General features: G+C 35.3%; 25 protein-coding genes, 2 pseudogenes and 1 riboswitch. Of the genes and pseudogenes, 13 read left to right on the top strand and 14 right to left on the bottom strand.

The annotated features are described in order from the left end of the window. Position 1: 1 nt before the first annotated feature. A complete protein-coding gene (locus I7822_RS13045; protein ID WP_207978750.1) occupies positions 2-1,642 on the top strand; it encodes a thiamine pyrophosphate-binding protein in 1,641 nt (546 codons plus the stop codon). Between the two features lie 210 nt (positions 1,643-1,852). On the opposite strand, the gene srtD is transcribed toward I7822_RS13045, so the two are convergent. Together srtD and I7822_RS13055 are read right to left on the bottom strand one after the other, a co-directional pair. Then, positions 1,853-2,461 carry a class D sortase, LPxTATN-specific gene (srtD, locus tag I7822_RS13050; protein WP_307847747.1) on the bottom strand — a complete coding sequence of 203 codons (609 nt, stop codon included), beginning with the start codon at positions 2,459-2,461 and terminating at the stop codon, positions 1,853-1,855. Next, positions 2,462-3,418, bottom strand: a complete 957-nt coding sequence (locus I7822_RS13055) for a processed acidic surface protein (protein ID WP_207978751.1) — start codon at positions 3,416-3,418, stop codon at positions 2,462-2,464. Between the two features lie 325 nt (positions 3,419-3,743). On the opposite strand from I7822_RS13055, the gene I7822_RS13060 reads away from it, so the two are divergent. Next, the gene (locus I7822_RS13060) at positions 3,744-4,133 is read left to right on the top strand and encodes a YmaF family protein (RefSeq protein WP_243459443.1); all 390 of its coding nucleotides are present in this window, start codon (positions 3,744-3,746) and stop codon (positions 4,131-4,133) included. A 163-nt stretch (positions 4,134-4,296) separates the two neighbouring features. Here I7822_RS13060 and thiC read toward each other — a convergent pair whose 3' ends face one another. Further along, positions 4,297-6,054 (bottom strand): phosphomethylpyrimidine synthase ThiC, encoded by a 1,758-nt coding sequence (gene thiC / locus I7822_RS13065; protein WP_207978753.1) that lies wholly within the window; start codon positions 6,052-6,054, stop codon positions 4,297-4,299. A 135-nt stretch (positions 6,055-6,189) separates the two neighbouring features. After that, positions 6,190-6,305: riboswitch (TPP riboswitch) on the bottom strand. A 266-nt stretch (positions 6,306-6,571) separates the two neighbouring features. Here thiC and I7822_RS13070 point away from each other — a divergent pair. Beyond that, entirely contained in the window at positions 6,572-6,745 is a 174-nt protein-coding gene (locus I7822_RS13070) for a hypothetical protein (RefSeq protein WP_207978754.1), read from the top strand. 78 nt (positions 6,746-6,823) lie between these two features. Here I7822_RS13070 and I7822_RS13075 read toward each other — a convergent pair. Beyond that, positions 6,824-7,068: pseudogene (locus I7822_RS13075) on the bottom strand (IS3 family transposase); the annotation flags it as partial. A gap of 899 nt (positions 7,069-7,967) precedes the next feature. Here I7822_RS13075 and I7822_RS13080 point away from each other — a divergent pair. After that, a complete protein-coding gene (locus I7822_RS13080) occupies positions 7,968-8,900 on the top strand; it encodes an extracellular catalytic domain type 1 short-chain-length polyhydroxyalkanoate depolymerase (protein WP_207978755.1) in 933 nt (310 codons plus the stop codon). 337 nt (positions 8,901-9,237) lie between these two features. Here the strand turns inward: I7822_RS13080 and fabG are convergent, their stop codons facing one another. The 3 genes from fabG to phaQ all read right to left on the bottom strand — a co-directional run bounded on the left by fabG (position 9,238) and on the right by phaQ (position 11,184). Continuing rightward, complete coding sequence (fabG, locus tag I7822_RS13085) at positions 9,238-9,975, bottom strand: 3-oxoacyl-[acyl-carrier-protein] reductase (protein WP_207978757.1); 738 nt, start codon at positions 9,973-9,975, stop codon at positions 9,238-9,240. Between the two features lie 150 nt (positions 9,976-10,125). After that, on the bottom strand, positions 10,126-10,677 hold the full coding sequence (phaP, locus tag I7822_RS13090; RefSeq protein ID WP_207978758.1) for a polyhydroxyalkanoic acid inclusion protein PhaP: 552 nt from the start codon (positions 10,675-10,677) through the stop codon (positions 10,126-10,128). Positions 10,678-10,764: 87 nt separating this feature from the next. Continuing rightward, positions 10,765-11,184 carry a poly-beta-hydroxybutyrate-responsive repressor gene (phaQ, locus tag I7822_RS13095; RefSeq protein WP_207978760.1) on the bottom strand — a complete coding sequence of 140 codons (420 nt, stop codon included), beginning with the start codon at positions 11,182-11,184 and terminating at the stop codon, positions 10,765-10,767. A 341-nt stretch (positions 11,185-11,525) separates the two neighbouring features. Here phaQ and phaR point away from each other — a divergent pair, with 341 nt between their 5' ends. The 6 genes and pseudogenes from phaR to I7822_RS13125 all read left to right on the top strand — a co-directional run bounded on the left by phaR (position 11,526) and on the right by I7822_RS13125 (position 16,517). Then, positions 11,526-11,984: a polyhydroxyalkanoic acid synthase subunit PhaR gene (gene phaR, locus I7822_RS13100; protein WP_207978761.1), complete on the top strand. Its 459-nt coding sequence runs from the start codon at positions 11,526-11,528 to the stop codon at positions 11,982-11,984. 71 nt (positions 11,985-12,055) lie between these two features. Next, positions 12,056-12,799 (top strand): acetoacetyl-CoA reductase, encoded by a 744-nt coding sequence (gene phbB, locus I7822_RS13105; RefSeq protein WP_207978763.1) that lies wholly within the window; start codon positions 12,056-12,058, stop codon positions 12,797-12,799. A 76-nt stretch (positions 12,800-12,875) separates the two neighbouring features. After that, positions 12,876-13,928 (top strand): class III poly(R)-hydroxyalkanoic acid synthase subunit PhaC, encoded by a 1,053-nt coding sequence (phaC, locus tag I7822_RS13110; RefSeq protein WP_372442155.1) that lies wholly within the window; start codon positions 12,876-12,878, stop codon positions 13,926-13,928. Positions 13,929-13,944: 16 nt separating this feature from the next. After that, positions 13,945-14,130 (top strand): annotated as a pseudogene (locus I7822_RS13115) (NAD-dependent malic enzyme); the annotation flags it as partial. Between the two features lie 32 nt (positions 14,131-14,162). Next, positions 14,163-15,350, top strand: a complete 1,188-nt coding sequence (locus I7822_RS13120) for an acetyl-CoA C-acetyltransferase (protein WP_207978768.1) — start codon at positions 14,163-14,165, stop codon at positions 15,348-15,350. Between the two features lie 1,008 nt (positions 15,351-16,358). Further along, entirely contained in the window at positions 16,359-16,517 is a 159-nt protein-coding gene (locus I7822_RS13125) for a hypothetical protein (protein ID WP_207978769.1), read from the top strand. 307 nt (positions 16,518-16,824) lie between these two features. Here I7822_RS13125 and I7822_RS13130 read toward each other — a convergent pair whose 3' ends face one another. Continuing rightward, positions 16,825-17,304, bottom strand: coding sequence for a DUF3920 family protein (locus tag I7822_RS13130; protein WP_207978771.1), 480 nt, complete (start codon positions 17,302-17,304; stop codon positions 16,825-16,827). A gap of 970 nt (positions 17,305-18,274) precedes the next feature. Between I7822_RS13130 and I7822_RS13135 the strand changes: the two genes are divergently transcribed. Then, positions 18,275-19,804, top strand: coding sequence for an alpha/beta hydrolase (locus I7822_RS13135; RefSeq protein ID WP_207978829.1), 1,530 nt, complete (start codon positions 18,275-18,277; stop codon positions 19,802-19,804). Positions 19,805-20,205: 401 nt separating this feature from the next. Here the strand turns inward: I7822_RS13135 and I7822_RS13140 are convergent, their stop codons facing one another. The 5 genes from I7822_RS13140 to I7822_RS13160 form a co-directional block, all read right to left on the bottom strand. Further along, positions 20,206-20,421, bottom strand: coding sequence for a GNAT family N-acetyltransferase (locus I7822_RS13140; RefSeq protein ID WP_207978830.1), 216 nt, complete (start codon positions 20,419-20,421; stop codon positions 20,206-20,208). 471 nt (positions 20,422-20,892) lie between these two features. Continuing rightward, the gene (locus tag I7822_RS13145) at positions 20,893-21,549 is read right to left on the bottom strand and encodes an MOSC domain-containing protein (protein WP_207978773.1); all 657 of its coding nucleotides are present in this window, start codon (positions 21,547-21,549) and stop codon (positions 20,893-20,895) included. 69 nt (positions 21,550-21,618) lie between these two features. Then, entirely contained in the window at positions 21,619-21,813 is a 195-nt protein-coding gene (locus I7822_RS13150; RefSeq protein ID WP_243459445.1) for an aspartyl-phosphate phosphatase Spo0E family protein, read from the bottom strand. 400 nt (positions 21,814-22,213) lie between these two features. Continuing rightward, positions 22,214-22,552, bottom strand: a complete 339-nt coding sequence (locus I7822_RS13155) for a MerR family transcriptional regulator (protein WP_066331172.1) — start codon at positions 22,550-22,552, stop codon at positions 22,214-22,216. Between the two features lie 255 nt (positions 22,553-22,807). Beyond that, entirely contained in the window at positions 22,808-23,065 is a 258-nt protein-coding gene (locus I7822_RS13160) for a hypothetical protein (protein WP_207978775.1), read from the bottom strand. A 171-nt stretch (positions 23,066-23,236) separates the two neighbouring features. Between I7822_RS13160 and fbpA the strand changes: the two genes are divergently transcribed. Continuing rightward, positions 23,237-23,416 carry a Fur-regulated basic protein FbpA gene (gene fbpA, locus I7822_RS13165; RefSeq protein WP_207978782.1) on the top strand — a complete coding sequence of 60 codons (180 nt, stop codon included), beginning with the start codon at positions 23,237-23,239 and terminating at the stop codon, positions 23,414-23,416. A 73-nt stretch (positions 23,417-23,489) separates the two neighbouring features. Here fbpA and I7822_RS13170 read toward each other — a convergent pair whose 3' ends face one another. Beyond that, positions 23,490-24,251 carry a nucleotidyltransferase domain-containing protein gene (locus I7822_RS13170; protein WP_207978785.1) on the bottom strand — a complete coding sequence of 254 codons (762 nt, stop codon included), beginning with the start codon at positions 24,249-24,251 and terminating at the stop codon, positions 23,490-23,492. 184 nt (positions 24,252-24,435) lie between these two features. Here I7822_RS13170 and I7822_RS13175 point away from each other — a divergent pair, with 184 nt between their 5' ends. Beyond that, positions 24,436-24,894 carry a MarR family winged helix-turn-helix transcriptional regulator gene (locus I7822_RS13175; protein ID WP_207978794.1) on the top strand — a complete coding sequence of 153 codons (459 nt, stop codon included), beginning with the start codon at positions 24,436-24,438 and terminating at the stop codon, positions 24,892-24,894. The last annotated feature ends 184 nt before the right edge of the window (positions 24,895-25,078 follow it).

Consider the following 25,078-nt stretch of genomic DNA (forward strand, 5'->3'; position numbering starts at 1 on the left):
GGTGAAAGCAATACGTGGAGTTCTTAATTATTTAAGAAATGGTGGAGTAAAATATGTCTTTGGAATACCTGCAGGCTCTGTAAATGCCTTTTTTGATGAACTATATGACATCCCAGAAATGACACCGATTGTTACAAAGCATGAGGGTGCGGCATCTTATATGGCGGCAGCTTATGCAAAATACTCAGAGTCTTTAAGCGTTTGTATTGGTTGTAGTGGACCTGGAGGCACAAACTTAGTCACAGGTGCTGCAAATGCAATGCGGGAGCATTTACCAATATTATTTTTGACAGGTGCTGTGCCAGTTCATACAAATGGACTTAATGCATCACAGGAATTAAATGCGCAGCCGATATATGAGTCAGTGACAAAATATAGTGTAACAGTTAAGAATTCAAGCGAACTATTGGCTACGATTGTAAAAGCAGTTGAAATTGCTTTAACAGGAATACCTGGCCCAGTTCATGTAGCAGTTCCAATCGATGTACAGCTTAATTTAATAGATGATACTGATATTCCAGCTTTTCCAATCGTGAAGAAACAATCGCCTGATTTAGAGGTTATTAACAAAGTAGTAGAGAAAATTACTACACATCAGGATGGAATTATTTTTGTCGGACAAGGGGCGAGTGGTGCAGTAAACCAAGTCATTGAATTGGCTGAATTGTTGAATATGTCGATCCTAACTACTCCTCAAGCGAAGGGATTAATTAGGAATGATCATCCATTATTTAAAGGAGTATTTGGCTTTGCAGGTCATGAGGAAGCATCAAGCTTAGTTAATGAAGGAAGCGGAGATACTCTTCTTGTTATTGGATCAAGTCTAGGGGAAACCGCAACTAATAACTGGAATTCTAATTTAACAAAAAATCGTTATGTTATTCAAGTAGATATTGATGAGTCAGTGTTTAATAGAAAGTACCATGTTGATCTACCTGTAGTTGGGGATGCAAAACTTAGCCTACATGCGCTCATAACAGAAGTGAAAAAAAGAATTACAGATAAGCATATTTATTCTTATAGAGAACAGCCATTTGAAGATGATCAAGATATGAAAGAGTTTAATAGTCAGAATGTATTAGTCGCTCTGCAAAAGCTGTTACCAGAAACGACACGATATACAATTGATATTGGTGAGTTTATGTCTTATGTGATCCATTATATGCATGTTAAAGCTCCACACACGTTTGATATTAATGTGCACTTTGGTGCCATGGGTACAGGAATTGGTTCTGCAATAGGAAGTAAGCTAGCTGAACCAGAAAGAGACGTAGTTTGTATAACAGGTGATGGCTGTTTTTTCATGCATGGAATGGAAATTTTGACGGCAAAGGAATATCAGCTTCCAATCGTATTTGTTGTCATGAACAATGCGCGTTTAGGAATGGTTTACCATGGTCATAACCTACAATATCAACGGTCACATTCCCGATTTGAACAGCAACCGGTTAGTATCTCTGCTATGGCTGATTCCTTAGGGGTTCGAAGTGCTCGTGTTCAACGATTAGACGATATAACTCCTGAACTAATCGATTTGCTTCGATTAGAAAATGGACCAGTTGTTTTAGAGGTTGAATTAGTTGATCACAACATCCCACCGATGGGAGATCGTGTGAAATTTCTTTCTTCATTTGGAAAGTAATCGTTTAACGTTTTTTTTCACAAACATCTTAATAAAGGAATTTTCTAATAGAAAGTGCTGACATGAACGTGATTTGCCACATGCATGTCAGCATTTTTTCGTAGGAAATTATAAAATTCTTTTACTGTGGATAAGCTTTGACATTCCAACTCCAGTGCCTAGTAAATTTCACACCCCTTATACGCGATTAGTCAACATCGAAGTCTTGAGCTATTGTTTTTTTGATTCCATCTTTGGTTTTAAAAAGAGTTCAGCTTCAATGATATATCGCTGTGGTGCCGGGCCAATAAAGGTAAAGGGATAGCAAGTTATTAATGTTAATGTGTGTCTTGGCTTAGGTACAATGACTGTATTATCATCATTATCAACAATACGAATTTTTTTGATCTTATATATGTAATATGTACTAGACCTCTCGACAATAAGTTTATCACCTACTACTAATTGATCGAGATGTCGAAAAAAGGTATCCCGATGACCTGCAAGTACAGAGTTGCTTGCTTCGCCAGGTAAAGCCGTACCTCTAATATGACCAATGCCTTTTTTTAAAATCGTCTCACTATCACCAAAAAAGATCGGAAAGGTTTGCTTAAGTTTAGGGATCGAAAGAGAACCTAGTTTTTCACCATCCTGAGGTATAGTAGTAACGACTGGTAGCAGGGCTTCCTTATTTTCTGATTTTGCTATAGCAATTTGTTCATCAATGTTTTCATCTGTTGAATTTAGACCAACCCAAGTCCAGTAAGCATAATAACTAAACATACTTAAGCCAATAAAAATTAGAACAATGGACAGGTTAGGTAAAGTACGCTTAATCACTTAGTTTACCTGTTGAAATCTCTTTGAATAATGAAAGCCGATTAAGCCAATTCCAATTACCAACAAACCTAATATCATATTTACCCATAAAGATGAAGCCGTATCTGGTAAACGATTATGGAATAGAGAAGTGAGTTCTCCTGCTAAATCACCAACCTGTGCTAATTCTATACCAGATTCAATAAGGAATTCTGAGCTAAGCATTTCCTCTGATAGCTGCATATCTAAAAGTAATTCACCATCTGTGCTATAAAGCTGGATCAATAATTCATTCCCATATAATTCTTCCATACCCATTAGTTCCTTAAAGGTTGCAGCGGCCTCTACCCCATTTTTATCTACTAAGAAAAAGCGAAGATCAAGCTGTAAAATAGTCATCATATCTTTTAACACAGCGACCAGTTCATCTTGTTGTGCTTTTGTAAGCTCAGTTGTGTCTTCAAGCATAAAAAAAGGATCTAATCTAGAAATAATGTCTTCCATTTGTTGTTCAAGCAATGTCTCGTCAAGCTCCATAAAGTGAGTAAACAATGAATCTACTTCTGCATCTGTTAAGCCGATTAAAGCCATGAATTCCTCTAGTTCTGCCATCTCTTCGTCGTGGCCTAAATAAAAACTAATTGCAATATCGAGGTCTTCTATAAAGAAATAATCCTCTACGGATTCGCCAAACTCTGCTAATAAAGTATCTAACTCTGACCTTGTAATTTCATGTTGAAGTAATAAATCTGCCAAATTTTCATCAGTTAAAGGTGTTCCAAGCATGCTTTTAAGATCTTCAATTGTTTCAAAGTCATCAATAGCTAGCTCGTAATAGTTAAGATACTCAGTTAGATCATGATTAGTCCATCCTAATTCTGATAGTATTTGATCTACTTGAGCTTGTGGCAGTGCTGCAAAAGCTGTTTGCTGGACAATAAAAATGAATAAAAAGCTTAAGATTAATCCTTTTTTCATGCGTTACTTTCCTCCGATTGTTGGTTTATGCTGGTATTATTTGTGAATTTTTTAATATTATTCTACTGGTAATAGAAAATAATAGAATGAAGTAGGAGAAGGAAAGTAAGTTTAGCGCAAGAGAGCCAAAAAGAAAAAAATGACCCGGTTGGTTTTATTTTGAGACATAAGGAAAAGTGTCAGGACAGTTTGATGAAAAGATAGAGTTATGTTGTATTTGATATAAATACATATGTCAGTGACATGAACGTTAGGGATGTAAGACAACTTTCAAATTTCTTTCATCTCACATAAAAAGATTTAAAAGGTTATTTGGGGGATGTTTATGAGTTTTATAATTGGAGCATTAAAGCCTCACCATGCCCATCGCTTTTTGGCAAAAACAACTGTTACCAAAGCCCATTATCACACAATTGAAGGCTATACAAGATCAGTAAATGGTAATAGCTTTGATCGACATATTCATATGTATCGTGGGGTTACCTCCTTTGAAAACAAACATTATCATCGTTTTTATGGGAAAACAGGTCCTGCGATCCCTTTACCAGATGGTAGTCATTATCATGAATTTGAAATGAGAACGTACTATAATTACGATGAACCACTTGAGGTAAAATTCGGCGGGGTAAAATATGGTGATCCGAATCGGCCTAAGCACGATCATTGGTTTAAAGGGAAAACACTGGATATTGTCGGAGATGATCCTTATTTTTAACCTCTTAAGGTGAGATGGTTTTCTATATTATTTGTTTCAATCACAGCAATTTTACAAAGGTAATTGATAGAAGAATGTGCTCGAAACCGCAAACAATAAAGAAAATAAAAATTTATTTAGTAAAAAAGAGGGCAGTGGTATGCCCTCTTTCCGGATTTCGGGATTATCGATAAATAGCAGATCCACCTTCGATAAATTCCTTGGATTTTTCATCCATTCCTTTTGTGAGAATATCTTGTTCAGATAGAGTGCCATCATTTGCCATTTGTCTAATGTCTTGTGAGATTCTCATTGAACAGAACTTTGGTCCACACATTGAACAGAAGTGGGCTGTTTTAGCTCCTTCAGCCGGTAAAGTTTCATCATGATATTCCAGCGCTCTTTCGGGATCTAAAGAAAGATTAAATTGGTCATGCCATCTGAATTCAAAGCGTGCTTTTGACAGAGCGTCATCACGATTTTGAGCACCAGGATGTCCTTTTGCCAAGTCTGCAGCATGTGCAGCAATTTTATATGCAATAACCCCTTCGCGAACATCTTCTTTGTTTGGTAAGCCAAGATGTTCTTTTGGAGTCACATAGCAAAGCATCGCAGTTCCAAACCAGCCGATCATCGCTGCACCGATGGCTGATGTAATATGGTCATATCCTGGAGCAATATCAGTTGTTAATGGCCCTAAAGTATAAAACGGAGCCTCTTTACAAATTTCCTGCTGTTTTTCTACGTTTTCTTTAATTAAATGCATCGGAACGTGACCAGGTCCTTCAATCATAACTTGTACATCATACTTCCAAGCAATTTCAGTTAATTCACCTAAAGTTTCGAGCTCAGCAAATTGTGCCTCATCATTCGCATCTGCAATTGATCCAGGTCTTAAGCCGTCACCAAGTGAAACTGAAATATCATACTTTGTTAAAATTTCGCAAATCTCATGGAAATGAGAATATAGGAAATTTTCTTGGTGATGGGCTAAACACCATTGGGCCAAAATAGAGCCACCTCTTGAAACAATTCCAGTCGTACGTTTTGCTGTTAAAGGAATGTATCTAAGGAGAACACCAGCATGAATTGTAAAATAATCAACACCTTGTTCAGCCTGTTCAATGAGTGTGTCACGATATACTTCCCATGTTAAATCTTCAGCTATACCGTTTACTTTCTCTAATGCCTGGTAAATAGGGACAGTCCCCACAGGAACAGGGGAGTTACGGATAATCCACTCTCTAGTTGTATGAATATCTTTACCAGTCGATAGGTCCATAATATTATCAGCACCCCAACGTGTTGCCCACGTCATTTTTTCCACTTCCTCTTCAATTGATGAAGAAACAGCAGAATTTCCGATATTTGCATTGATTTTCACGTGAAAATTCTTGCCGATAATCATTGGCTCACTTTCTGGATGATTGATGTTGGAAGGAATAATTGCACGTCCTGCTGCTACTTCTTTGCGAACAAATTCAGGTTCCATTTGCTCTCTTATCGCAATGAATTCCATTTCTGGAGTGATAATGCCTTTACGAGCATAGTGAAGCTGGGTGACGCTTTTTCCTGTTTTTGCTACTAATGGCTTTATGTGTTGTGATGGAAATAATTCTAAATTTGATTGCTTACTAACTGATTTGTAGCCATTATCTTGAGGTGTTACCATACGTCCTTCGTATCGTTCAACATCATTTCGATCAAGAATCCATTGCTCTTTAATCCGTGGCAAACCTTTTCGAATGTCGATTTCAGCAGTTGCATCTGTATAAGGACCACTTGTATCATATACTTGCACTGGTGGATTAGCTTCCTCACCATATGTATTTTGTGTTGCTCCTTGAGAGATTTCTCTTACTGGTACTTGAATGTCTGGTGTGCTTCCTTGAACAAAAACCTTTTTACTTCCTGGAAATGGCTTTTTAATATTAATTTTCATGATACTCCTCCTTAAAAGTGAATGAACATGAATTCTTTCAGAACAGCGAAAGGCAAATAAAAAACGGGTTCTGAAATTCAGAACCCGATCGGTGTAGGTAATAATTGTAAGGAAAAAGATGCGCTAGTAGCTCCTTAACAACTCTTACTACTTCCCTACGCTGGTATCATCCAGATCAGGTTCAAAGGGTCAAAGAACTTCAATCGCGTTCCTCTCTCAGTCCAGGCTAATGGACTCCCCTAGTAGAAAATGGTAATAGTATTAAAATCTTTTTTAACTATATCATAAATAAGTTACTAGTCAACGGAATATTTTGAAAAAAGATAAATAATGATTCTATTAGACTAGTAGAATGCAGAATGTACGTATATCTAACTAAAAATAAAAACTTCCTTACTCATTGAACTGTATCCCGAAAAATGGACACTTATATTTAAGTCCATTTTTCGGGATTTTTTATGTTTGATCATAGAAGAACCGTTATCATCAAAACAAATAGAGAGAACGGGGAACTAATATGAGTAAAATTATTTTTAATGAATTTCAACGTAAACAACTGGAGAACAACCCAAATGTCAATCATGTATCAGATCGGTCGATCTCATACAAACCTGAATTTACAGAATTAGTGTTAGTGTCCTGTTATCCTTATTTGGTACCTATTACTAAAATTAAAAATCATATGAAATGAAGACAATATTGTCCCAATTTCATATACTACTTCACTTCCGAAACCGTAGTATAGGTGGTTTTTTATTTTTTGGTGTGGGAGGACTTTTTCTGGAACATCCTGCTTAAATTGGCGATTCAATAGATAGGAACTACGTGGTAATCTTGTGTTGCTTTCATCATTCGTTTGTATGGATTTGCCCATCTAATAAAACATATAATAGAGTACTATTTCATAATTCGTCGTATTCGTTTCAAATTGTAGACAATCTTAAATTGACCAGACAAAGTCATTTTAATTTGACGTGCTCCTTTTTTACGCCCTTTGAAGAGAAAGGCTTTTATTTTATCTTTGCACCAGAACCCGTTTACTAATGATTTAAATTTATATTATTATACACAAATGAAAATTTCGAATATTTGAGAAGGTAGATTGTTGATAATGGATAGTTTGGAGAGGCATACGAGGATTCGATGCTGTGTCTATGAAATTATCAGGTGATGTACTACACAAAAATGTGCTATTTAATGAACTACAGAGAGATTTTTATTTAGAAAAGAAAAAGTTAGATTACTTTGTTTATCTCAAGATTAAGGCGAATCTTTGGGTGATACAGGCGAATATAATCCTCACGATACATTAAAAAAGGGTACTGTAGAATCAGTATGTGGGAAATTATAAAGATAACCTCAGTGGAATATGTCTTGAATTTGATAAAAAAAATTTAACAAAACAAATCAAGAGCAACTAAAAAAATAAAGGAAAACTCTATAAGGCAGAAGTTAACTATACAAATTATTCACCCGAAAAGCATAAATTGACTACATTCGATCTAAAATCAAAATGATGGTTTAGATCGAGTTATTCAAAAATAGTTTTCTGATTATAATCACCATGTGCTCTTAGAAAAAGCATTTGATTGGCAAGATGATGCGGAATATCGTTTTTTACTAATACCAGAAGTTCAATAACGAATACTTGAGATCCTCCTAATAATTGATTAGCTTCTAAGATTGTATAAAGATCTGAGTAAAAAACTAAGATTAGATAATTATCACCTTGGAAAAGATGAGATAGGAAATCTATGTAGGAGTACTGCTCTTTGGGTAAAGATTGAGTAAAAAGGGGATCAATTTTCTCCTGGCCTGCATAATTGTTATGAAAAATAAATATTATTATTGTTTATAAAGGAATTCCACCAGAAATATGGAATCGATTATATTTATAAAGGGGGAATGTGGTTATGAGTAGTTTCTCAGAATATACACATGCAGGTTACAAGTATAAACTTTATGTACCGAGCAGGTACAAAGTGGGAAACGATGTAGCTTTGATGGTGATGCTCCATGGGTGTAAACAAGATCCAGATGACTTTGCTACAGGAACAAAAATGAATCATCTAGCTGAACAAGAAAACTTTATTGTACTTTACCCAGAGATGAATCGCCTGTTTAACCCTTTTAATCTTGCTCAATTTAATCTTGATGGATGCTGGAATTGGTTTTTAGATTATAATCAGCATCGTCAAGGAGGTCAGCCTAAGATAATTAAAGGAATAATCGATGATGTCAAAAAAAATTTTAGTATTGACTCGAATAAGGTGTTTGCAACTGGTTTATCTGCAGGGGCAGCCATGGCTTCAATTCTTGGAGTGACCTACCCAGATGTATTTAGTGGAATTGGAATATGTTCTGGATTACCGTACGATGCCGTAGATGTATTTATCCCAGCTGATCCAACTGCACAAACTGCAAGAGAGGTGATGATAAAAGGTACATCCGATCCGTATGAGTGTGGGAAGATGGCCTATGATGAAATGGGGAATTTTAAAAGGAAAATGCCTGTCATTGTTTTTCACGGTATCTGTGATACCACTGTACACCCGATTAATGGGCAGCAGGTTATTATACAATGGGCTCAAACGAATTTTCTTGTGGAAGGTGGTAAAGGCAAAGTTGATTTGATACCTGATTTTCAAAAGGCTGGGATTTCAAATGGAAGAAGCTATACTCAACATGTGTACAACGATAAGGATGGATTTTTATTAATGGAACTTTGGATGATCGACAGAATGGGACATAAATGGTCAGGTGGAAGCCCAAATGGTTCCTATACGGATCCACTGGGCCCGGATACATCATCAATAATATGGAGATTCTTTTCAACTAAGGATTAAGATGCAATCGTTTCATTGTTTAGTTTGGTTGAATAAACGACAGGGTGCATAAATCTATGGTCAATAAATAAGTGACATTGAAAGACTGTTAGGTCAGGGCCAAAGGCAATTCGTCGTTCCGTCAATTCCACCATTCTAGGTTAGAGAAGGTGAAAATCTATGTGCTGACAAGTGTAGCTTAACAACCCACTGAAAATGAAGCCTAAAGCGTAAGAAATGAGTCTATTAAAAACAAGAAAAAATTAATAAAAAAATGCTTAAAAACTTAAAAGTTATTTATCCTTTTCAGTCGTACCGCCTCAGAACAATTACAGTATTAACTCATAGTCCTGCTATTTCAAATAACTAAACCACCATCGACACTTAAAACTGCTCCATTTATAAAATTTGCATCATCTGAAGCCAAAAATAAATAGGCAGAGGCAATATCTTCAGGTTTACCAAGTTTTTTCAGTGGTGTCTTTTCTTTCATGATATCTAAAACCTTTTCAGGTACTGTTGATGTCATGTCTGTTTCAATGAAACCAGGAGCTATTGCATTGACTCGAATGCCTTTTGGTCCAAATTCTTTCGCCCAACTTTTAGTGAGACCAATTACTCCTGCTTTCGTTGCAGCATAATTGGTTTGACCAATATTCCCATATAATGCAACTACGGATGAAGCATTGATAATCACTCCTGCTCCCTGTTGCATCATTACTGGAATGACAGCCTTCGTGAATTTAAAGACACCTGACAAATTTACGGCAATTACCTTTTCCCAATCATCTTCATTCATTTTTGTAAGGAATCCATCAATCGTTATTCCTGCATTATTGATTAATATATCTATCCTGCCATAAGTATCTATCGTTGATTGAACCATTTCTTCTATTTGTGCAGTATTAGTGACATCGACTTCAAAAAATTCAACCCGGTTTTTGTCACCAAACTCTTCTAAGACAGCCATACCAGCAGATCTATCACGATCACATATGACAACCTTAGCACCTTTTTGAAAGAATTTTTGAGCAGTTTCTTTGCCAATCCCTCTTGCTCCACCGGTAATAATAACTACTTTATCTGCTAATTTCAAAAATTCCACCTCTTTTTTATCATTTTAGGATATCAACAGAAAAACAGCCAATCAGAAATCACATTTAGACTTTCTTTTTAAGCCGTTATATCTCCTTTTACTATTTAATATTTCAATATTTCAAAAAAAGAACAGCGAATTTCCGCTGTTCTAGTTATACATACTCAATGCAGCTTTTGTGTTGTTTTCAAATGCATTGAGAACTCCTTTTTGTGTTGGTTTTACTTGATTTAAAAAATTTTCCAATAGAGGTTTTAGCTCTTCGCGATTTTTTTGTTGATGGTCGATAGCCGTTTTAATAGTTTCTTGGAAGTGCAGTTGTGACTGACTTAGTACATTTAAATTCGCTTTAAAAGGAGCTGAGGTTAGTTGTTGAACGCGGCTTATTACTTCATCAAGACGCTCATTCGATTGTTCGAAAATTTTGCTTGACTCTTCACCGCCAACATATTGAATGTTCTGATTAAAGTATTGACGCAGTTCATTAATTAATCTTTTTTGTTCCTCTTCAATCCTGTCTATATTGACAGTTACCTTATCCCATGTTTCTTTTTGGTGATCAAATGCTTGAAGCGCAAGATTTTCCACTTCTTTTTGAGAATCGTAGACGAAGTTTAAGCCGCTTTTCCAACTGTCCCAAAAAGAATCAATAAAATTAAAATTATTCTGATCGTTACTTTGGATTTTTTTGTTTACCGCCATTTAAAAAACCTCCTAAAAAAATTAAATATTTATTGTGGTTGCAGTAATACTGCAGAATCACTTTCCGTCATAGAGCAACAAAAGAAATTACTCTTTATCTTCTTTATCACGATTTGTTGAAGATTTTGGCATGAACATGTCAGTATACATTGTAAAAAAACGGTTAAGTATCGATTGGTATTGCTCAAGCGACCCCGCCCACGCATTTAGATATGCCTCACCAGCATCTGTTAAAGAGTAGATTCGCTTTGCCGGTCCACCTGTGGAAGTATCCCATTCAGACTTTACCATATTATCTTTTTCTAGTTGTCTAAGCGTTCGATAAACATTTCCCTGGTCAATAGATGAGAAACCAAATTGGGTCAACTGTTGAATCAATTTATAACCATGCAAATTCCAGCCGCGGAGACTTAACAATAGCACAGGTATCATTAAGTTTTTCGGAACACTGGTCGTTACTTTCTCATCTTTTGATTTCGAGTCATTAGCATCTTTTTTTATTGACATATGGATCACCTACAAATAGATTAAAATTTCTATATGTGTAATTTACACCTATATGATTCGTTTGTCAAACCGAATTGCCTGCCTAAAAATAAATAGTCAAATTGTGACAATTTTTTTATTCATCTTTCTCATTGTGGTAATCCACTCTATTTCTTTGAAATAGTTATTATTGTAAAGGATTTAGGCTCAGCATTTTTATCAAATTGGTAATGATATTTACATCCAAGACTTTAAAAATACAAAATTATTTGACAAAAAATTTACAAAGCTTGTCTTGTAAGCATTTTTATTATCATTTAATATAAATTCGAAATATTAAATCAACTGGAAGGAGAGAACAAATGACTCAGCAAAAAAACTTTAATCCAATGGAATTGTGGAAAGATATTTATAACCAGTCTGAATCCTATTGGAGCAGCGTATTGGATGAAAAAATGAAGGAAGAATATTTTTCCGAGTGGATGGGGAAAGTCCTGGAGATGAATCTTCAGTTTAAGAAAATGTTGAATGAAACAACAGAAGGTTATTTGAGTCAAGTAAATCTCCCTACTCAAAATGATCTTGCCAACATCGCTTCCCTTGTCGTGAATGTTGACTCAAAGGTTGATAGTTTAGAAGAGTTGGTTGAAGAAAACAGCTCAAATCAAGTAAACCAAGCAGAACTAAAACGTGAAATGACACGTGTGAAAAATGAAATAAAGAGTCTAAACAATAAACTTGATAACATCCTAGCCTTGTTAAATGAAAAAAGCAGTGCTGGAAACGTCAATGAAACAGCTAAGACAGTTGAGAATCAATAAATCAGATAATTAATCGTAAGGCTATTAAAAAAACTTTAATAATAATAAATACATAAGGAGTGCATTCCCAGATGACAGATTTAAATAACAAAGTGGCAATTGTAACAGGTGGCGCAAAAGGAATCGGACAAGCAATTACAAAGGAATTAGCTAAGAACGGTGTAAAAGTCGTAATAAACTATAATAGCAGCAAAGGAACAGCAGAAAAGCTTATTACAGACCTTAAGTCAGAAGGCAGAGAAGTTTATGCAGTGCAGGCAGATGTTTCAGATTTAGAGCAATCTAGAAAACTAGTAGAAGAAGCTGTTAATCATTTCGGTAAAGTTGATATTCTTGTCAATAATGCGGGAATTACACGTGACTCTACTTTCAAAAAACTTAGTGAAGAAAATTGGAGAAAAGTAATTGATGTGAATTTAAACAGTGTTTACAATACAACCTCCATGGCTTTGCCTCACCTTCTTGAATCAGATGCAGGGCGAATCATTAACATTTCCTCTATTATTGGACAAGCTGGCGGCTTTGGGCAAACAAACTATGCTGCAGCAAAAGCAGGAATGATTGGTTACACAAAATCGCTTGCACTTGAGCTTGCAAAAAGTGGTGTAACCGTTAACGCAATTTGTCCAGGATTTATTGACACAGAAATGGTCCAAGAAATTCCAGAAAATGTCCGCGAAAAAATTGTTGCGAAAATTCCATCACGTCGTTTTGGTCAACCGGATGAAATTGCGCGTGGAGTCGTTTTTCTATGCAAAGATGGTGAATATATCACAGGTCAGCAGTTAAATATTAACGGCGGACTATACATGTAGTGCACTCAATTTCAAACAAATAGGAAGGGTGTGAGACTCTATGAGCATGACAGACAGAAAAGAGTGGAAGCAACTTATGGAAACGATCCCAAATGAGTTCCAAGAATCGTATACTCGTTTAGCTAGAGCAACAGAAGTGTTAACAACCGATCCTCAACCTGAAGTTGGTCTAACACCGAAAGAAGTTATTTGGACAAAAAACAAAGCGAAGTTATACAGGTATGTATCCGATCAGCCGAAAAAGTTCAAAGTGCCTCTCTTATTGGTTTATGCACTCATAAATAAACCTTATATCTTAGATTTAACTACAGGAAACAGTTTAGTAGAATATTTGGTTAACCGTGGTTTTGATGTGTATCTCCTTGATTGGGGTACACCAGGTTATGAAGACAAAACGATGAAACTAGATGACTACATTTTAGACTACATCCCACGTGCTGTTCGCAAAGTGCTGCGAACATCGAATGCAGACGAAGTTTCGATCCTAGGTTATTGTATGGGTGGTACAATGACATCTATTTTCGCCGCTCTTCATCCTGAATTGCCGGTTCGTAACTTAGTATTTATGACAAGTCCATTTGATTTCGAAGAAACAGGCTTATATGGTTGTTTCCTTGATGAGCGTTACTTTGATATCGACAATGTTGTCGATACACTCGGTCTTATTCCACCTGAAATGATTGATTTTGGTAACAAGATGTTAAAACCAACGACAAACTTTTACGGACCTTACGTTAGTCTTGTTGATCGAGCCAACAACGAACAGTTTGTTAATAATTGGAAATTATTGCAAAAGTGGGTATCCGACGGCATTCCATTCCCAGGTGAAGCATATCGTCAGTGGATCAGGGATTTCTACCAGCAAAATAAGCTGATTAAAGGAGAGCTCGTCATTCGCGGTCGAAAGGTTAATTTAAAAAACATTACGGCAAATGTACTCAACATGTCAGCTGATAAAGACCATATTGCCCAACCGCATCAAGTAAAAGCACTTATGGACGTTATCTCAAGTAAAGATAAAGAGTACGTTTCATTGCCTACCGGCCATGTGTCTGTAACATTTGGACCTAAAGCTGTAAAGATAACCTATCCAACTGTCGTCGACTGGTTGGAAAAACGATCAAAATAGTAGAATTAAACAATAAATGAAGCTTGCAGCCGTTTATGCCATTGCAGATCTTATACAACCTAATGAGCTAACAGCAGATTACGTTATTCCGACTCCTTTCGATAAACGGGTTGTAACCTCTGTTTCCACTGCCGTTGCTGAAGCTGCTATTAAAACCGGAGCAAGCAGAAAGAAAGCTTACATTATAGTAGATGCTAATTAATTAATGAGTTTTTCTAAAAGGAGAGGAAGAATATGGTACAACAAGAAATAGTTATTGTAAGTGCGGTTCGGACGCCAATCGGAAATTTTAGTGGAAGTTTAAAAGATGTTTCAGCGACAAAACTAGGCGCTCTTGTTATTAAATCAGCAATAGAAAAAGCAGGAATTAAACCGGATCAAGTAAATGAAGTTATTATGGGGAACGTCCTACAAGCCGGATTAGGTCAAAACCCTGCTCGACAAGCTTCGATTCTAGCGGAGATACCTCAAGAGGTACCAGCATTAACGATTAACAAAGTCTGCGGATCTGGATTAAAAGCGGTTCATTTGGCTATGCAGTCGATTTTAGCCGGTGATGCCGATATTGTTGTTGCAGGCGGAATGGAGAACATGAGCCAAGCTCCGTATCTATTAGACGGTGCACGTTCAGGATTCCGCATGGGAGACCAAAAAGTATTGGACAGCATGATTAAAGATGGTTTATGGTGTGCGTTTAACGATTATCATATGGGTGTTACAGCAGAAAACCTTTGTGAACAGTATGAGTTGACTAGGGAAGAACTTGATCAATTTGCTGCATACAGTCAACAAAAAGCGGTTGCAGCAATTGAGGCTGGCCGTTTTGAAGATGAAATTGTTCCTGTTGTCATTCCACAGCGAAAAGGAGAACCAATTGTTTTTGCAAAGGATGAGTTTCCAAGGGTGGGTACAACCGCTGAAAAACTGGCAGGACTACGCCCAGCCTTCAAGAAAGATGGCATAGTAACTGCAGGTAATGCATCAGGCATTAATGATGGAGCTGCAGCAGTCGTTGTAATGAGCAAGCAAAAAGCAGAAGAATTGGGACTTGAGCCGCTTGCAACAATCCGTGCAAACGCAAGTGCAGGTGTCGATCCAAGCATTATGGGAATTGGTCCGGTTCCAGCCACGAAAAAAGCATTGGAAAAAGCCGGTTTGTCCATTGAAGATATAAATCTTATTGAAGCAAACGAAGCTTTTGCAGCACAGTCGGTAGCAGTTGGGAAAGAATTGAATTTTGATCAAGAGATTTTAAATGTGAATGGTGGAGCAATTGCATTAGGACACCCTATTGGTGCAAGTGGAACGCGTATTTTAGTTTCGTTGCTGCATGAATTAAAACGAAGAGATGGGCGTTACGGATTAGCGACATTATGCATTGGCGGCGGTCAAGGTGTTGCAACAGTGATTGAGCGCTCGTAAGCAAAGTTTCAAAGGTAAATTATTATACTCAACTGGACGTTAATCTTATGTAAAATGTTTAGTTGAGTTTTTCTACAAAGAATCTACTTGACTCTTGCAGATTTCTTAATTTGATAAGAAAACGCATGTTTTTACGGTGAATTTATTCTGTAACATCCACATTATTTGGTGGAAATGATGGAGAAACAGGGCTTATCTATTGCTCATACTACAATCGTGTGTTGATTGTGCAATGAGTATAGCGATCCTTGAACGAATCTAGAACTTCTTACAATGTTCTGTGGTCAGCATCTAACCTTGAGGGAAAACCAAAAGTAGGAACAAGAGCATGATGTAAAGAGGGAAAAAGACAATATTTTATACACACAAACACGCGTCATTAATTAAAATATAAGCCTGGAAGCTTTGCTGATACGATTTGTATTTTGATTATTCCTTGGTTATATGGTTCAATTACAACGAATTAAGGTGGTAGAAACATTGGTGATGAAACACTATGCTATTTGCACAAATTGTGGGTGCAATGAATTATCAGTAGAAATTTACCGTTGTCAAAGTTGTAGAAAGATGTACTGTAGAAAATGTACTCAGGATAATGCTGCCTGTCTGGATTCAGAATGTGGCATAAGAAGTCTCGAACACAAAGGATATATTTTACCGTTTGACGAGGTAGAGGGGACATTCTAAACGTGAGTGCCGACAGTTCGAGCCTACAAAAATAGAGATGTGGTTATTGATTATATCGTTATCCATATGAAATAGCGAATTTCTCTCAAAAGGCTTATGCTGAAAATCCCCCCCTTGCTATGGAGGGCACTGAAAACTGACGTTTTAAAAATTGAAATTATGTCAATAAACTGTCACGATTAAAAAAGTCTTTAAGATGTTTTAATCATCTTTGTTAGAAATAACTATACTCCTAACTAGCTTCAAATACTTTTTAAAATCACCTATCAATTTACAAAACAAAGGGGTAAAATATTATCTTTTTATTGGGGGATCTTTTTAATGTGGGTAATTACGGTCTATTCTAAGGAAAACACTAAAATGTTTGAATTTGATACGGAAGAAGAGGCAAAAAAAGCAATTGTGAGCATTCAAGGATATAAGATTCTTTCAGAGGTTGTTTACTTTAATGACCCTTGTTTTGCTTTAGCTACTGTTTAAAATCTTTACCCTGGTAACAAGATTAAAGGGATGAATTAAAACTTTGCTCCTAATTTATTAAAAGATCGGCTTGTTTAGGGGGTATCGAACCCACCAACAAGCCGACTATATCAACGCATCTCTTATGATATAGTGTATTTTTAGTATAGATTCATAGACCAAAATACATGTTTTTACAATATTTATCTTAAATATACAATCCACGCTTAGACGTCGGGACTTCTATAAAAATTATAGAATTGGCTGGTGGAACGACCAGAAACGGATTATTCTACTGTTAGTGGAGTGGTTCCTTTTTTTGAACTGATCATAAGTCAACCTTTTTAAATGATTCAGATGTTAGATATTCATTTGTTTTTTCTTTTGCAAATTGAAAGGCATCAATTTCAGTAATTCGCTCTTGATAAGGTAATTTTTTATCACATTCGAAATGATGTCTAAAATCAGGATTGAGGTCTTGCATAACATGACGAAATTCATGAAAAAGAGTCTCAATTAATGGGATATATTCACTGAAGCGAAAAATAAAGATAATCCCTAATTCTCTCCAATAAATACCTGATGCGAATCGTAAATATTCATCTTCTTCATCTCCTAAGTCACTTATGATATTATTCGCTTCACAAATAGAACAAAAAATAACAGGGATATTAATATTTGAGTCTAAGTATTTAAAAATAGTATTAGATAATGTTTTAATGTCCCAATAAAATTCGTCATCTAATACATACCAATTTTTATATTGTTGAAAAATAATGCGTTTTTGTAGAACTTGACTTAAAGACATGTATAAAACCTCCTATACATTTTTTACCCATCATTCTTATATAAAAAACCTTTTTTCTGAGAGTAGATTAAAAACCACAATAGGATTAGTAATCTATTGTGGTTTTTAAGATTTTTTTCGTAAACTTTATTCTCATTATTCACAGAATTTATAAAGTCCAAACATGAAATAAAATCCCACCTGAATTTTTTTCCATGTTTGGACTTTTGTTTTTTATGTGGTTAAATTGACATTTTCTCATTATATACAATATGATTTTCTACCGTATTCAATGTATGTAATGATAAAAATGATATAAAAATGAAGGATTTCTAACTATTTGGAAACATTATATACACTAATTTTTTATAGTATTCTACGTAAAGAGAGGAGGAAAATGTTTTGGAAGGAAATAAAGTAACAGGAGGAAGAAACTATAAGCGTTATTCTTCCACACACATCAAGGACAGTAAGCGGAGACGCGGTAGCTATGATAGATAGGTTCGTTACCTGGATAAAAAACTGTTTCAGCTTTTCAAGACCAATTGTATTCACAGAGTGCTCAAGTCAAGTCCTTATAACCCTTATCTATGACTAAATGTAAACAATGATAAAAGTTCTTATTCTATCAAGGGCTTTTATTCCCGTTTAAAATTCATATGAGATAAGATAATGCTGGATATCGCCTATTATAAGAAAACGAGGTGAAGATAGAAGCACCAAGAATTAAGAGCAGAATCAAATTTGGTGAAGTTGGGGTTTGTCCACAAAGGAAAGAAGAAAAAGAGCCTTAAAAGAAGCACTTGAACAAGTGGTCGATTATACGTCAAATTCACGGTTTTAAATAAAAAAACAACTCAAAAATGAAAGATGATGAAATTAATAACTGGTAAATCGTGACAATGGCCCCGTGATTTTAGAAGAAGGAAACAGTAAAATAGTATTGTTGGAATTGTTTGAATCTTCCATAAAGGAGAAGGGGATGAGTTGTCTGAAAGGAAAATTGTTATCGCTTGCTTTATCTTCGTCTTTACTATTTACATTTTATCCTGGAGGGAAAAAGATGGAGCAAACATATGCTTCTGAAATGGATGAGCTAATACCCGGGGCACATGATGTATCTGAAATTTATTTTGATGGGGAAAATGGAAACTGGTTGACTACGAAAAATCCGCAGCAATATCAAAAAGCAGTTGTATATGGAAACCTTGGTTTGGCTCCTTATAATTGGGGGGATTTGACAGAAGGTACCGGTTGGTATCAGATGTATAAGCCTGCGGAAATTAAGGGGACACAGGTAACTGGAGTTTTTGACGATGCGCATTTCGTTATTCGTGTACCAGAGAACTGGAATGGAAAACTGGTCGTTTCCGGTATACCTGCCACCCGGAATGAAACTTCAACAGACCTCCTCTTTAGTGATTTTGTGTTAGAAAAAGGTTTTGCATTTGTAGCAATTGATAAAGGGACACAGGGGGAAAGCGACCCCATTGATCCGCTTGCAAAGGTAAAAAATGCACTAATCAGCGCGGATGATAGTGTAGCAGAATGGCATCTGCGCTTCCGCCAAGTGACAAAATCGGCTCAAAGCTATTTAAGCAAGCATTACCCTGATAAGCTGATTCGATCGAATGATGCTGCAAACCCTGCAAGCCGTTTAATAAAGGAAGACCATAAAGTGCCTACATACGCTCTGGGAATTTCAAACGGAGGCTATGTTGTCCGTTATGCGCTTGAAAATGATGGACCGAAAAAAACAGGAGAGCAGCGTCTTTTTGACGGCGGAGTTGATTGGGAAGGGGTGTTATGGACAGACAAGGCTCCGAACTTAATTAGCTCTTTGACAACAGTCGTCAATAATGCCGATGAAGCCATTTTCGGCAGAGGGAAAGAACGGGACAAAGCAGTAAAGGAAATGTACAAAGCAGGTCTTCCACTCGGATCCGAAAAACTATGGGCCTATCATGACCAGTTATATTGGTTTGTAACCTTAAATATATACCGCGATCACTTTGATCCTGACGCGCCAAAAAGAATTAACTGGAAAAACTATTTAAATTTTGTGAATGGGGCAAGAGACCGCAGTTATGATCATATCTTTGAAGATTATAAATACGTATCACGTCCAAAAAGTATAAAAGAAAACATAAAAGAGGTAGCAATTACCGGTGATATTGACGTGCCTTTAATCAGCATAACCGGTTCATTGGATACTCTCATTTTTCCTACAATTCATGCAGAAGGATACAGAAAACTTGTGAAAAAAGCAGGAAAAGATCATTTGCATCGTCTATACATGATCGATAAAGGTAATCATGTGGACAGCCTGGTCTGGAATCAAGCAACAGATCCTGACAGAGAGCTTCAACCCTTATTGCCTTATACCCATCAAGCTTTTGATCTGCTTGTTAATTGGGTAGAGAACAAAGAAGAAGCTCCAAACAGTATGACTGTAGCCGCACCGCAAAATCCGGTTAAAGTTATCGACATAAATTCCGGGGAGGAAAGGGATCCCTATTAGAAAAATAATCTTAAAAAGAACGTGAGGAACAATACGATCGGGGCAATTGTTGAGGAATAATCCTAATAAATAGGCTGTTAACATATTAGTTATTATAATATGTTAACAGCCTATGTTTTTTGTTTTTTTTAATTCAGGTCTTGATAAATCTTTCTCTATTTGATCTCCAATGTGTATCTCATAAGGTCTACGTAATTCAATTGGAAGAACAATTCTCCTTATAAAGTTTGATAAGAATATAATCTCTTGGGATATTATGTTTCTTAGAGAGGTACCACCAGCAAAACTCGGATTTACACCGTTAAGGAATTTGGATATAAAAAATAGACGGTTTTCACCACGTTAAGGGTGAACATCGGCTTGTTCATTTTAATTCCAAGTAACATCATAGTTAGCACTGTTTATAACGGTAAACTCATAGTAACTGTTCTTATGTTAAATCCCATTTTTTCATATAGTTTAATGGCTTGGATCTTTGCATAAGCACTTAAACGGACTTCAGAGTATCCAGCTTGTCTTTGATGGTTAAAAGCAATTCTCATTAATTGTTTAGAGATTCCTTTTCCTCTAAATTCTTCAATAACATATAGTTCATATATTCCTAAATCCCTTCCAATTTTTTAAAAAAAGTCAAAAGGAGGTTACTTTATGATTAGAACTATCTATTTATGTATATTTTCATATCTTTTTGTTATTGTATCTTCTTCTTCAGCTATAGCAATTTCACTCGACGATGCTAAATATATCCAAGAAAAGTTAATAATCTAAACGAATAAGTATTAAAAGACATTCAATCATCTTTTAATTTCAAACCAAGTGATAATTTTAATAAACTGAGTAATTTAGAGCTAGCATTATTAGCTAAAAATGACCCTTCGTTATTTGATATTCTGGAAATGAGTGTAGATTTATGTGACTTAAAAGCGGAGGCGACTGTCCAGCTCTGACAAGCATAAGACGTGCAGATGATGGGAAGCGGTTTTCTTTCCAATATCTGATTGGCTTATGACTCGAAGAGCTAGGAGCCGCAGCTAGATACGGCTCAGTCCAGTCCATACGTCGCTAAACGGGCGCTTGTTCTTTTGTTCTTATTTAGCTTTAGCTTTCATTTGATCATAAAGCTTTATCATCCGATTTTTCCATTCTGCAGAGAGTTCATCAAGTGCAAGTATGTGTTCGATTTGCGAAAGATCTTTTTTATTATGAAAATATGTATTGTGAATGGTTGCAATCGAGATCTGTTTAGGGTGTTTATCTAGAAGCTTGATATCTGAATGAGACATTATGATTCCTTCTTTTAATACACGAAAGAAATATCCGGTGTAGCCCGTTTCAACGATCTTATTTAACAAAGTATTGATGTCTGTATGTTTATTAATCGTTGAGCATGGAAATCTGCCTTGTGAGATCTGTAAAACGGCATCTCCAATCTGAAAAATATCACCAATACAAACATCGGTTTCTTGCATATTTGTTAAAGTTAAATTTTCACCAAAAGCTGCTTTTGATAATGCTTTACCATAGGTTTTTTCCCAATATGCGTAGTGTTCATATGGGTATACACATATGACTCTTTCAGAGCCACCATGAAATTCATGATTTTCAACATCATCACCTGTAATACGTTCAGAAGTTACCTCTAACCTTTCAACTGGATCTTTAGATATTCCGGAACGGTATTCGATTCCTTTATGAGATAATGTTTTTGGTGTTCCTTTGCTTAGCCAAATAATTTGTGAATTCATCCTAGTTCACATCCTTATAAGTGTAGAGTTATTAATCTGATTTTACAAAAAAATACATCAATAAATTACTTATTGATGTAATAAAAAATTATTTAATGGTTTTTTTTTAGTAAGCTTTGCTGATTTTTCATTCATTTTTATATTTAATAGTTGGTCTAGGTTTTGGCTTGCAATTAATGTTAGATGCGAGTCTATCCCATTTTCTTTTGCGATAATTAACATTTTTTTCCGGTATTCTTCGATTACAGCATCAATCGAAATCACAATGACCACCTCGCACTTAGCTTTACTAGGTGGAAAAGTCCTAGTAATTCTATTATCGGATATTTTATCCTATTGTAAAGTGTTTGGTGTGTTTTTTTTCTGATTTTAAAAAAAATCAATAAAAAATACTATAAATTGGGTTAGTGGCAATAGAAACTTATATATTTTGTGTTAATAGTATTTCCTAACAAGAAAAATATAGTGGGGCTTGTTCATTTTTTTTTAAATAATGAGGAGATTTTCCTTGGTTATTTAGTGCTACATATAAGAAATTCTTACCTCTATAAACAAGAGATTGAAGAGGGATATTTATGGGAGATTAATAGGGAGTGTAAAATAATAGAGAGATAAAAGTCAACACTGCAGCGATATATTAAGAAATGCTGCAGTGCGCTTGACCTTAATTTCTACCACGACCATATCTAAATTGTGCATTCAACTGACCTTGAAGCATCTTTTTCTTAACTTCAGCTTCACTTTCACGTTGTTTTTCTTTTAATCTCATTTCTTTTAATATCTCAGTTGTTTGAACACCGTCCTCTCGTTTATCTGCAATGTCCATTAATGTCTCAATATCATTGAATGAGTATTTTCTTGTACCTCTATCATTCCGATATGGAGCGATTAATTTTCTTTCTTCATAATATCGAATTTGTCTTAAGGTTAATCCAGTTAACTCACTTACTGTCCCAATCGAGATTACCTTCTTATCCTTGTATGAGCGGTCTTGCTGATTCATTCCTCCACCCCTCGTAAGAGATACTTCTTTTTACAAGTATAACCTTTGATGTAAGATATGACATTTACATTGTTAGAAAATCTAACAAAGAAATATATTGTATAAAAAGCATGTGAGGTTTCGTCACAGTGAGAATGTAACTTATTATGGGATAAATTACAATATAGAAAAGTAATCAACCCTTATTAGAGGTTTTGTTTTAGTAAGAGGGAGGATGGTGAACGGATAGAAAATAGTTGTGTAAATGTTAATGAATTATAATGCTTTTGCCTGATTGTAATATGTAAGCTGGTTTAAAAGCTGCTGGGAAAGGTTATTTAGAAAAGAAGGCTGGAAAAGTGCTGTAACTTCTTCGAATTGGTTTGATTTTAAGTTGTAAATTGTTAAAGTAACAATTTCTGACCCGTTGATTATTGCCATGTATAACTGTTGGGACTTTGGTTCCGTGGAATTTAAATAAAAAACCTTCGTTTTATTTTCGTAATCCTCTTTGGCTACTACTCGTAATGTCAATAGTTTCAACCCCTTCATAAGTTGAAACTATTCTCGACATGTTTTCAACGCTTTAAACAAATTTATACAAATTTAATAACTCGAAAGAAAATCTTAACATTATGTTAATCGTCCTATAACAATTTTAAGGTAAGTTAAAAGTAGCAAAATTATTATATGGAGATGAGCGTCATGAGTAAAATGCTGCAAAATGCACTTGAGGAACAAAGAAATTACTACTCTCAAAAATTACTCGCCATTGGAGTATATAATACACAAGTCTTGAATAAGATGACCCTTACTGAGTTAAAGAATGAATACAATTATTTTTATCATAATGATCCACAAGTAAAACGAAATCGTACGATGTAGGTATAGAATAAAAGCGACATTAAGAAGAGGCTAACACTACCAGAGTTCATTCATCCGCTTCTTAATGTTGGGTTTAAGGACTAACATTTTTTACAATCTCTAAAAAAAACTCATTTAAAGTGTTTGTAGGCATCAGGCTAACATTTTGGACATTTTTAATCATTTCTTCAACAACCTGGATTGTTTCTTCGCAATATATATTAAGTTGCATAGATTCAAAATATTGTTGACCATTTTGTTTTGACTGTAGTAACAGGTCAAATTGTTGATTAAGTTTTGGATCATTAATATACTGGTGGGAGAGTGAAGTAATATCAATTTTTGGCATCTCTTGATTGTCTAAAATCCACAAGCATGTAAGTAATGGTCTTAATATATTTAGATATCTTTTTGTTGTGGATCTCTTTTCCTTTAGTAAAGTTTGATAATTTTTCTTCGCCATATTTAAATAATGATGAACGGTTGGTATTGACGAAAAAGCTAATTGTGATAGTGTTTTTAGTTTAGATGTGAAGGCTGTTTCGCTTAAATAGATAATTGGTGAGTAGATCCATTCAAGTAGTGTTGGATTTGACTTTTGCAAAAGTTTTAGTGCTTTTTTCAGATCCCAACCAACCATCTCAACTTTATCATTTGGTGAGATCTCGATTACATCACGACCTTCAAATAGTTGTAAGTACCAATCTAACTCTCGGATATAGATAAAACGAACATCATAATCACTACTATGAGAACTAGTCCCCCAAGCTCGACTCCCTGATTCACAAGCAAAAAGAATCGTAATATTTTCTTGTTTTTCAAGCGTTTTTAACAACTCCTTAATGGCAAACTCCATTTAAAACCTCCCAATTCTTTAGTACAATATTTACAGTATTTATTTATTTTCAAGTTATTATTGGTAAAAACCTTCAAATATTATTAAAATCATAGTAAAATTAAGATTCCACTATATAATTTTTATGTTTTTAATGTTGGTAAAGTTTATCTATGGTTAATTTTGAATATAAGAGGGCGATGGGATGAGATCATACACGGAAGAAGAGTTACAGAGTGCATTAGATTTGTTTCGAATTTTTGCAAGGGCTTTCAAAAGTGTCTCCGAGCATTCAATTCGTGATAGCAAGGAACATGGGTTTAACCCAACAGAATTTGCTGTGCTAGAATTGCTTTTTACAAGGGGACCACAAAAGTTACAGCAAATTGGGTCAAGATTATTATTAGTTAGTGGAAATGTAACGTATGTCATTGATAAGCTTGAAAAGAATGGATTTATTTACCGGGAGCAAGATCCAAAAGACAAACGCTCTGTTTATGCGAAATTAACAGACAAAGGACAAAAATACTTGGATGAAATATATCCAATACATGCTATCCGTATAGCCCGTGCATTTTCTGGTCTCTCTGCAGAAGAGCAGGAAGAATTGAAAGCGCTATTAAAAAAAGCAGGCGTACATAGTCAGCATTTGTTATTTAGATAGAATAGCAGTAGATTAATATTTTACTAGGGTGACTCATATAATATGGTACCTATAGATAGGACACTTATAAAAGAGTGTTTCATCTATAGGTATTTTTTTATATACTTTAATTTCAAGATAATGGGGATTAGGGGACAACATGAGTAAAATAACATTTTCAACTAAAGAGATAAAAGTACTTCAA

The sequence above is a fragment of the Metabacillus bambusae genome (assembly GCF_017497975.1).
Lineage (GTDB): Bacteria > Bacillota > Bacilli > Bacillales > Bacillaceae > Metabacillus > Metabacillus bambusae.

Excerpts from the sequence above, each read along its gene's own strand:
- I7822_RS13070 (WP_207978754.1), top strand. The coding sequence starts at position 6,572 with ATGAGTAAAATTATTTTTAATGAATTTCAACGTAAACAACTGGAGAAC.
- phaR (WP_207978761.1), top strand. The coding sequence starts at position 11,526 with ATGACTCAGCAAAAAAACTTTAATCCAATGGAATTGTGGAAAGATATT.
- phbB (WP_207978763.1), top strand. The coding sequence starts at position 12,056 with ATGACAGATTTAAATAACAAAGTGGCAATTGTAACAGGTGGCGCAAAA.
- I7822_RS13055 (WP_207978751.1), bottom strand. The coding sequence starts at position 3,418 with ATGAAAAAAGGATTAATCTTAAGCTTTTTATTCATTTTTATTGTCCAG.
- I7822_RS13175 (WP_207978794.1), top strand. The coding sequence starts at position 24,436 with ATGAGATCATACACGGAAGAAGAGTTACAGAGTGCATTAGATTTGTTT.
- I7822_RS13145 (WP_207978773.1), bottom strand. The coding sequence starts at position 21,549 with ATGAATTCACAAATTATTTGGCTAAGCAAAGGAACACCAAAAACATTA.
- I7822_RS13080 (WP_207978755.1), top strand. The coding sequence starts at position 7,968 with ATGAGTAGTTTCTCAGAATATACACATGCAGGTTACAAGTATAAACTT.
- I7822_RS13130 (WP_207978771.1), bottom strand. The coding sequence starts at position 17,304 with ATGTCTTTAAGTCAAGTTCTACAAAAACGCATTATTTTTCAACAATAT.
- phaQ (WP_207978760.1), bottom strand. The coding sequence starts at position 11,184 with ATGTCAATAAAAAAAGATGCTAATGACTCGAAATCAAAAGATGAGAAA.
- I7822_RS13170 (WP_207978785.1), bottom strand. The coding sequence starts at position 24,251 with ATGGAGTTTGCCATTAAGGAGTTGTTAAAAACGCTTGAAAAACAAGAA.
- phaC (WP_372442155.1), top strand. The coding sequence starts at position 12,876 with ATGGAAACGATCCCAAATGAGTTCCAAGAATCGTATACTCGTTTAGCT.
- thiC (WP_207978753.1), bottom strand. The coding sequence starts at position 6,054 with ATGAAAATTAATATTAAAAAGCCATTTCCAGGAAGTAAAAAGGTTTTT.
- I7822_RS13155 (WP_066331172.1), bottom strand. The coding sequence starts at position 22,552 with ATGAATCAGCAAGACCGCTCATACAAGGATAAGAAGGTAATCTCGATT.
- I7822_RS13120 (WP_207978768.1), top strand. The coding sequence starts at position 14,163 with ATGGTACAACAAGAAATAGTTATTGTAAGTGCGGTTCGGACGCCAATC.
- fbpA (WP_207978782.1), top strand. The coding sequence starts at position 23,237 with ATGAGTAAAATGCTGCAAAATGCACTTGAGGAACAAAGAAATTACTAC.
- I7822_RS13060 (WP_243459443.1), top strand. The coding sequence starts at position 3,744 with ATGAGTTTTATAATTGGAGCATTAAAGCCTCACCATGCCCATCGCTTT.
- phaP (WP_207978758.1), bottom strand. The coding sequence starts at position 10,677 with ATGGCGGTAAACAAAAAAATCCAAAGTAACGATCAGAATAATTTTAAT.
- I7822_RS13125 (WP_207978769.1), top strand. The coding sequence starts at position 16,359 with ATGTGGGTAATTACGGTCTATTCTAAGGAAAACACTAAAATGTTTGAA.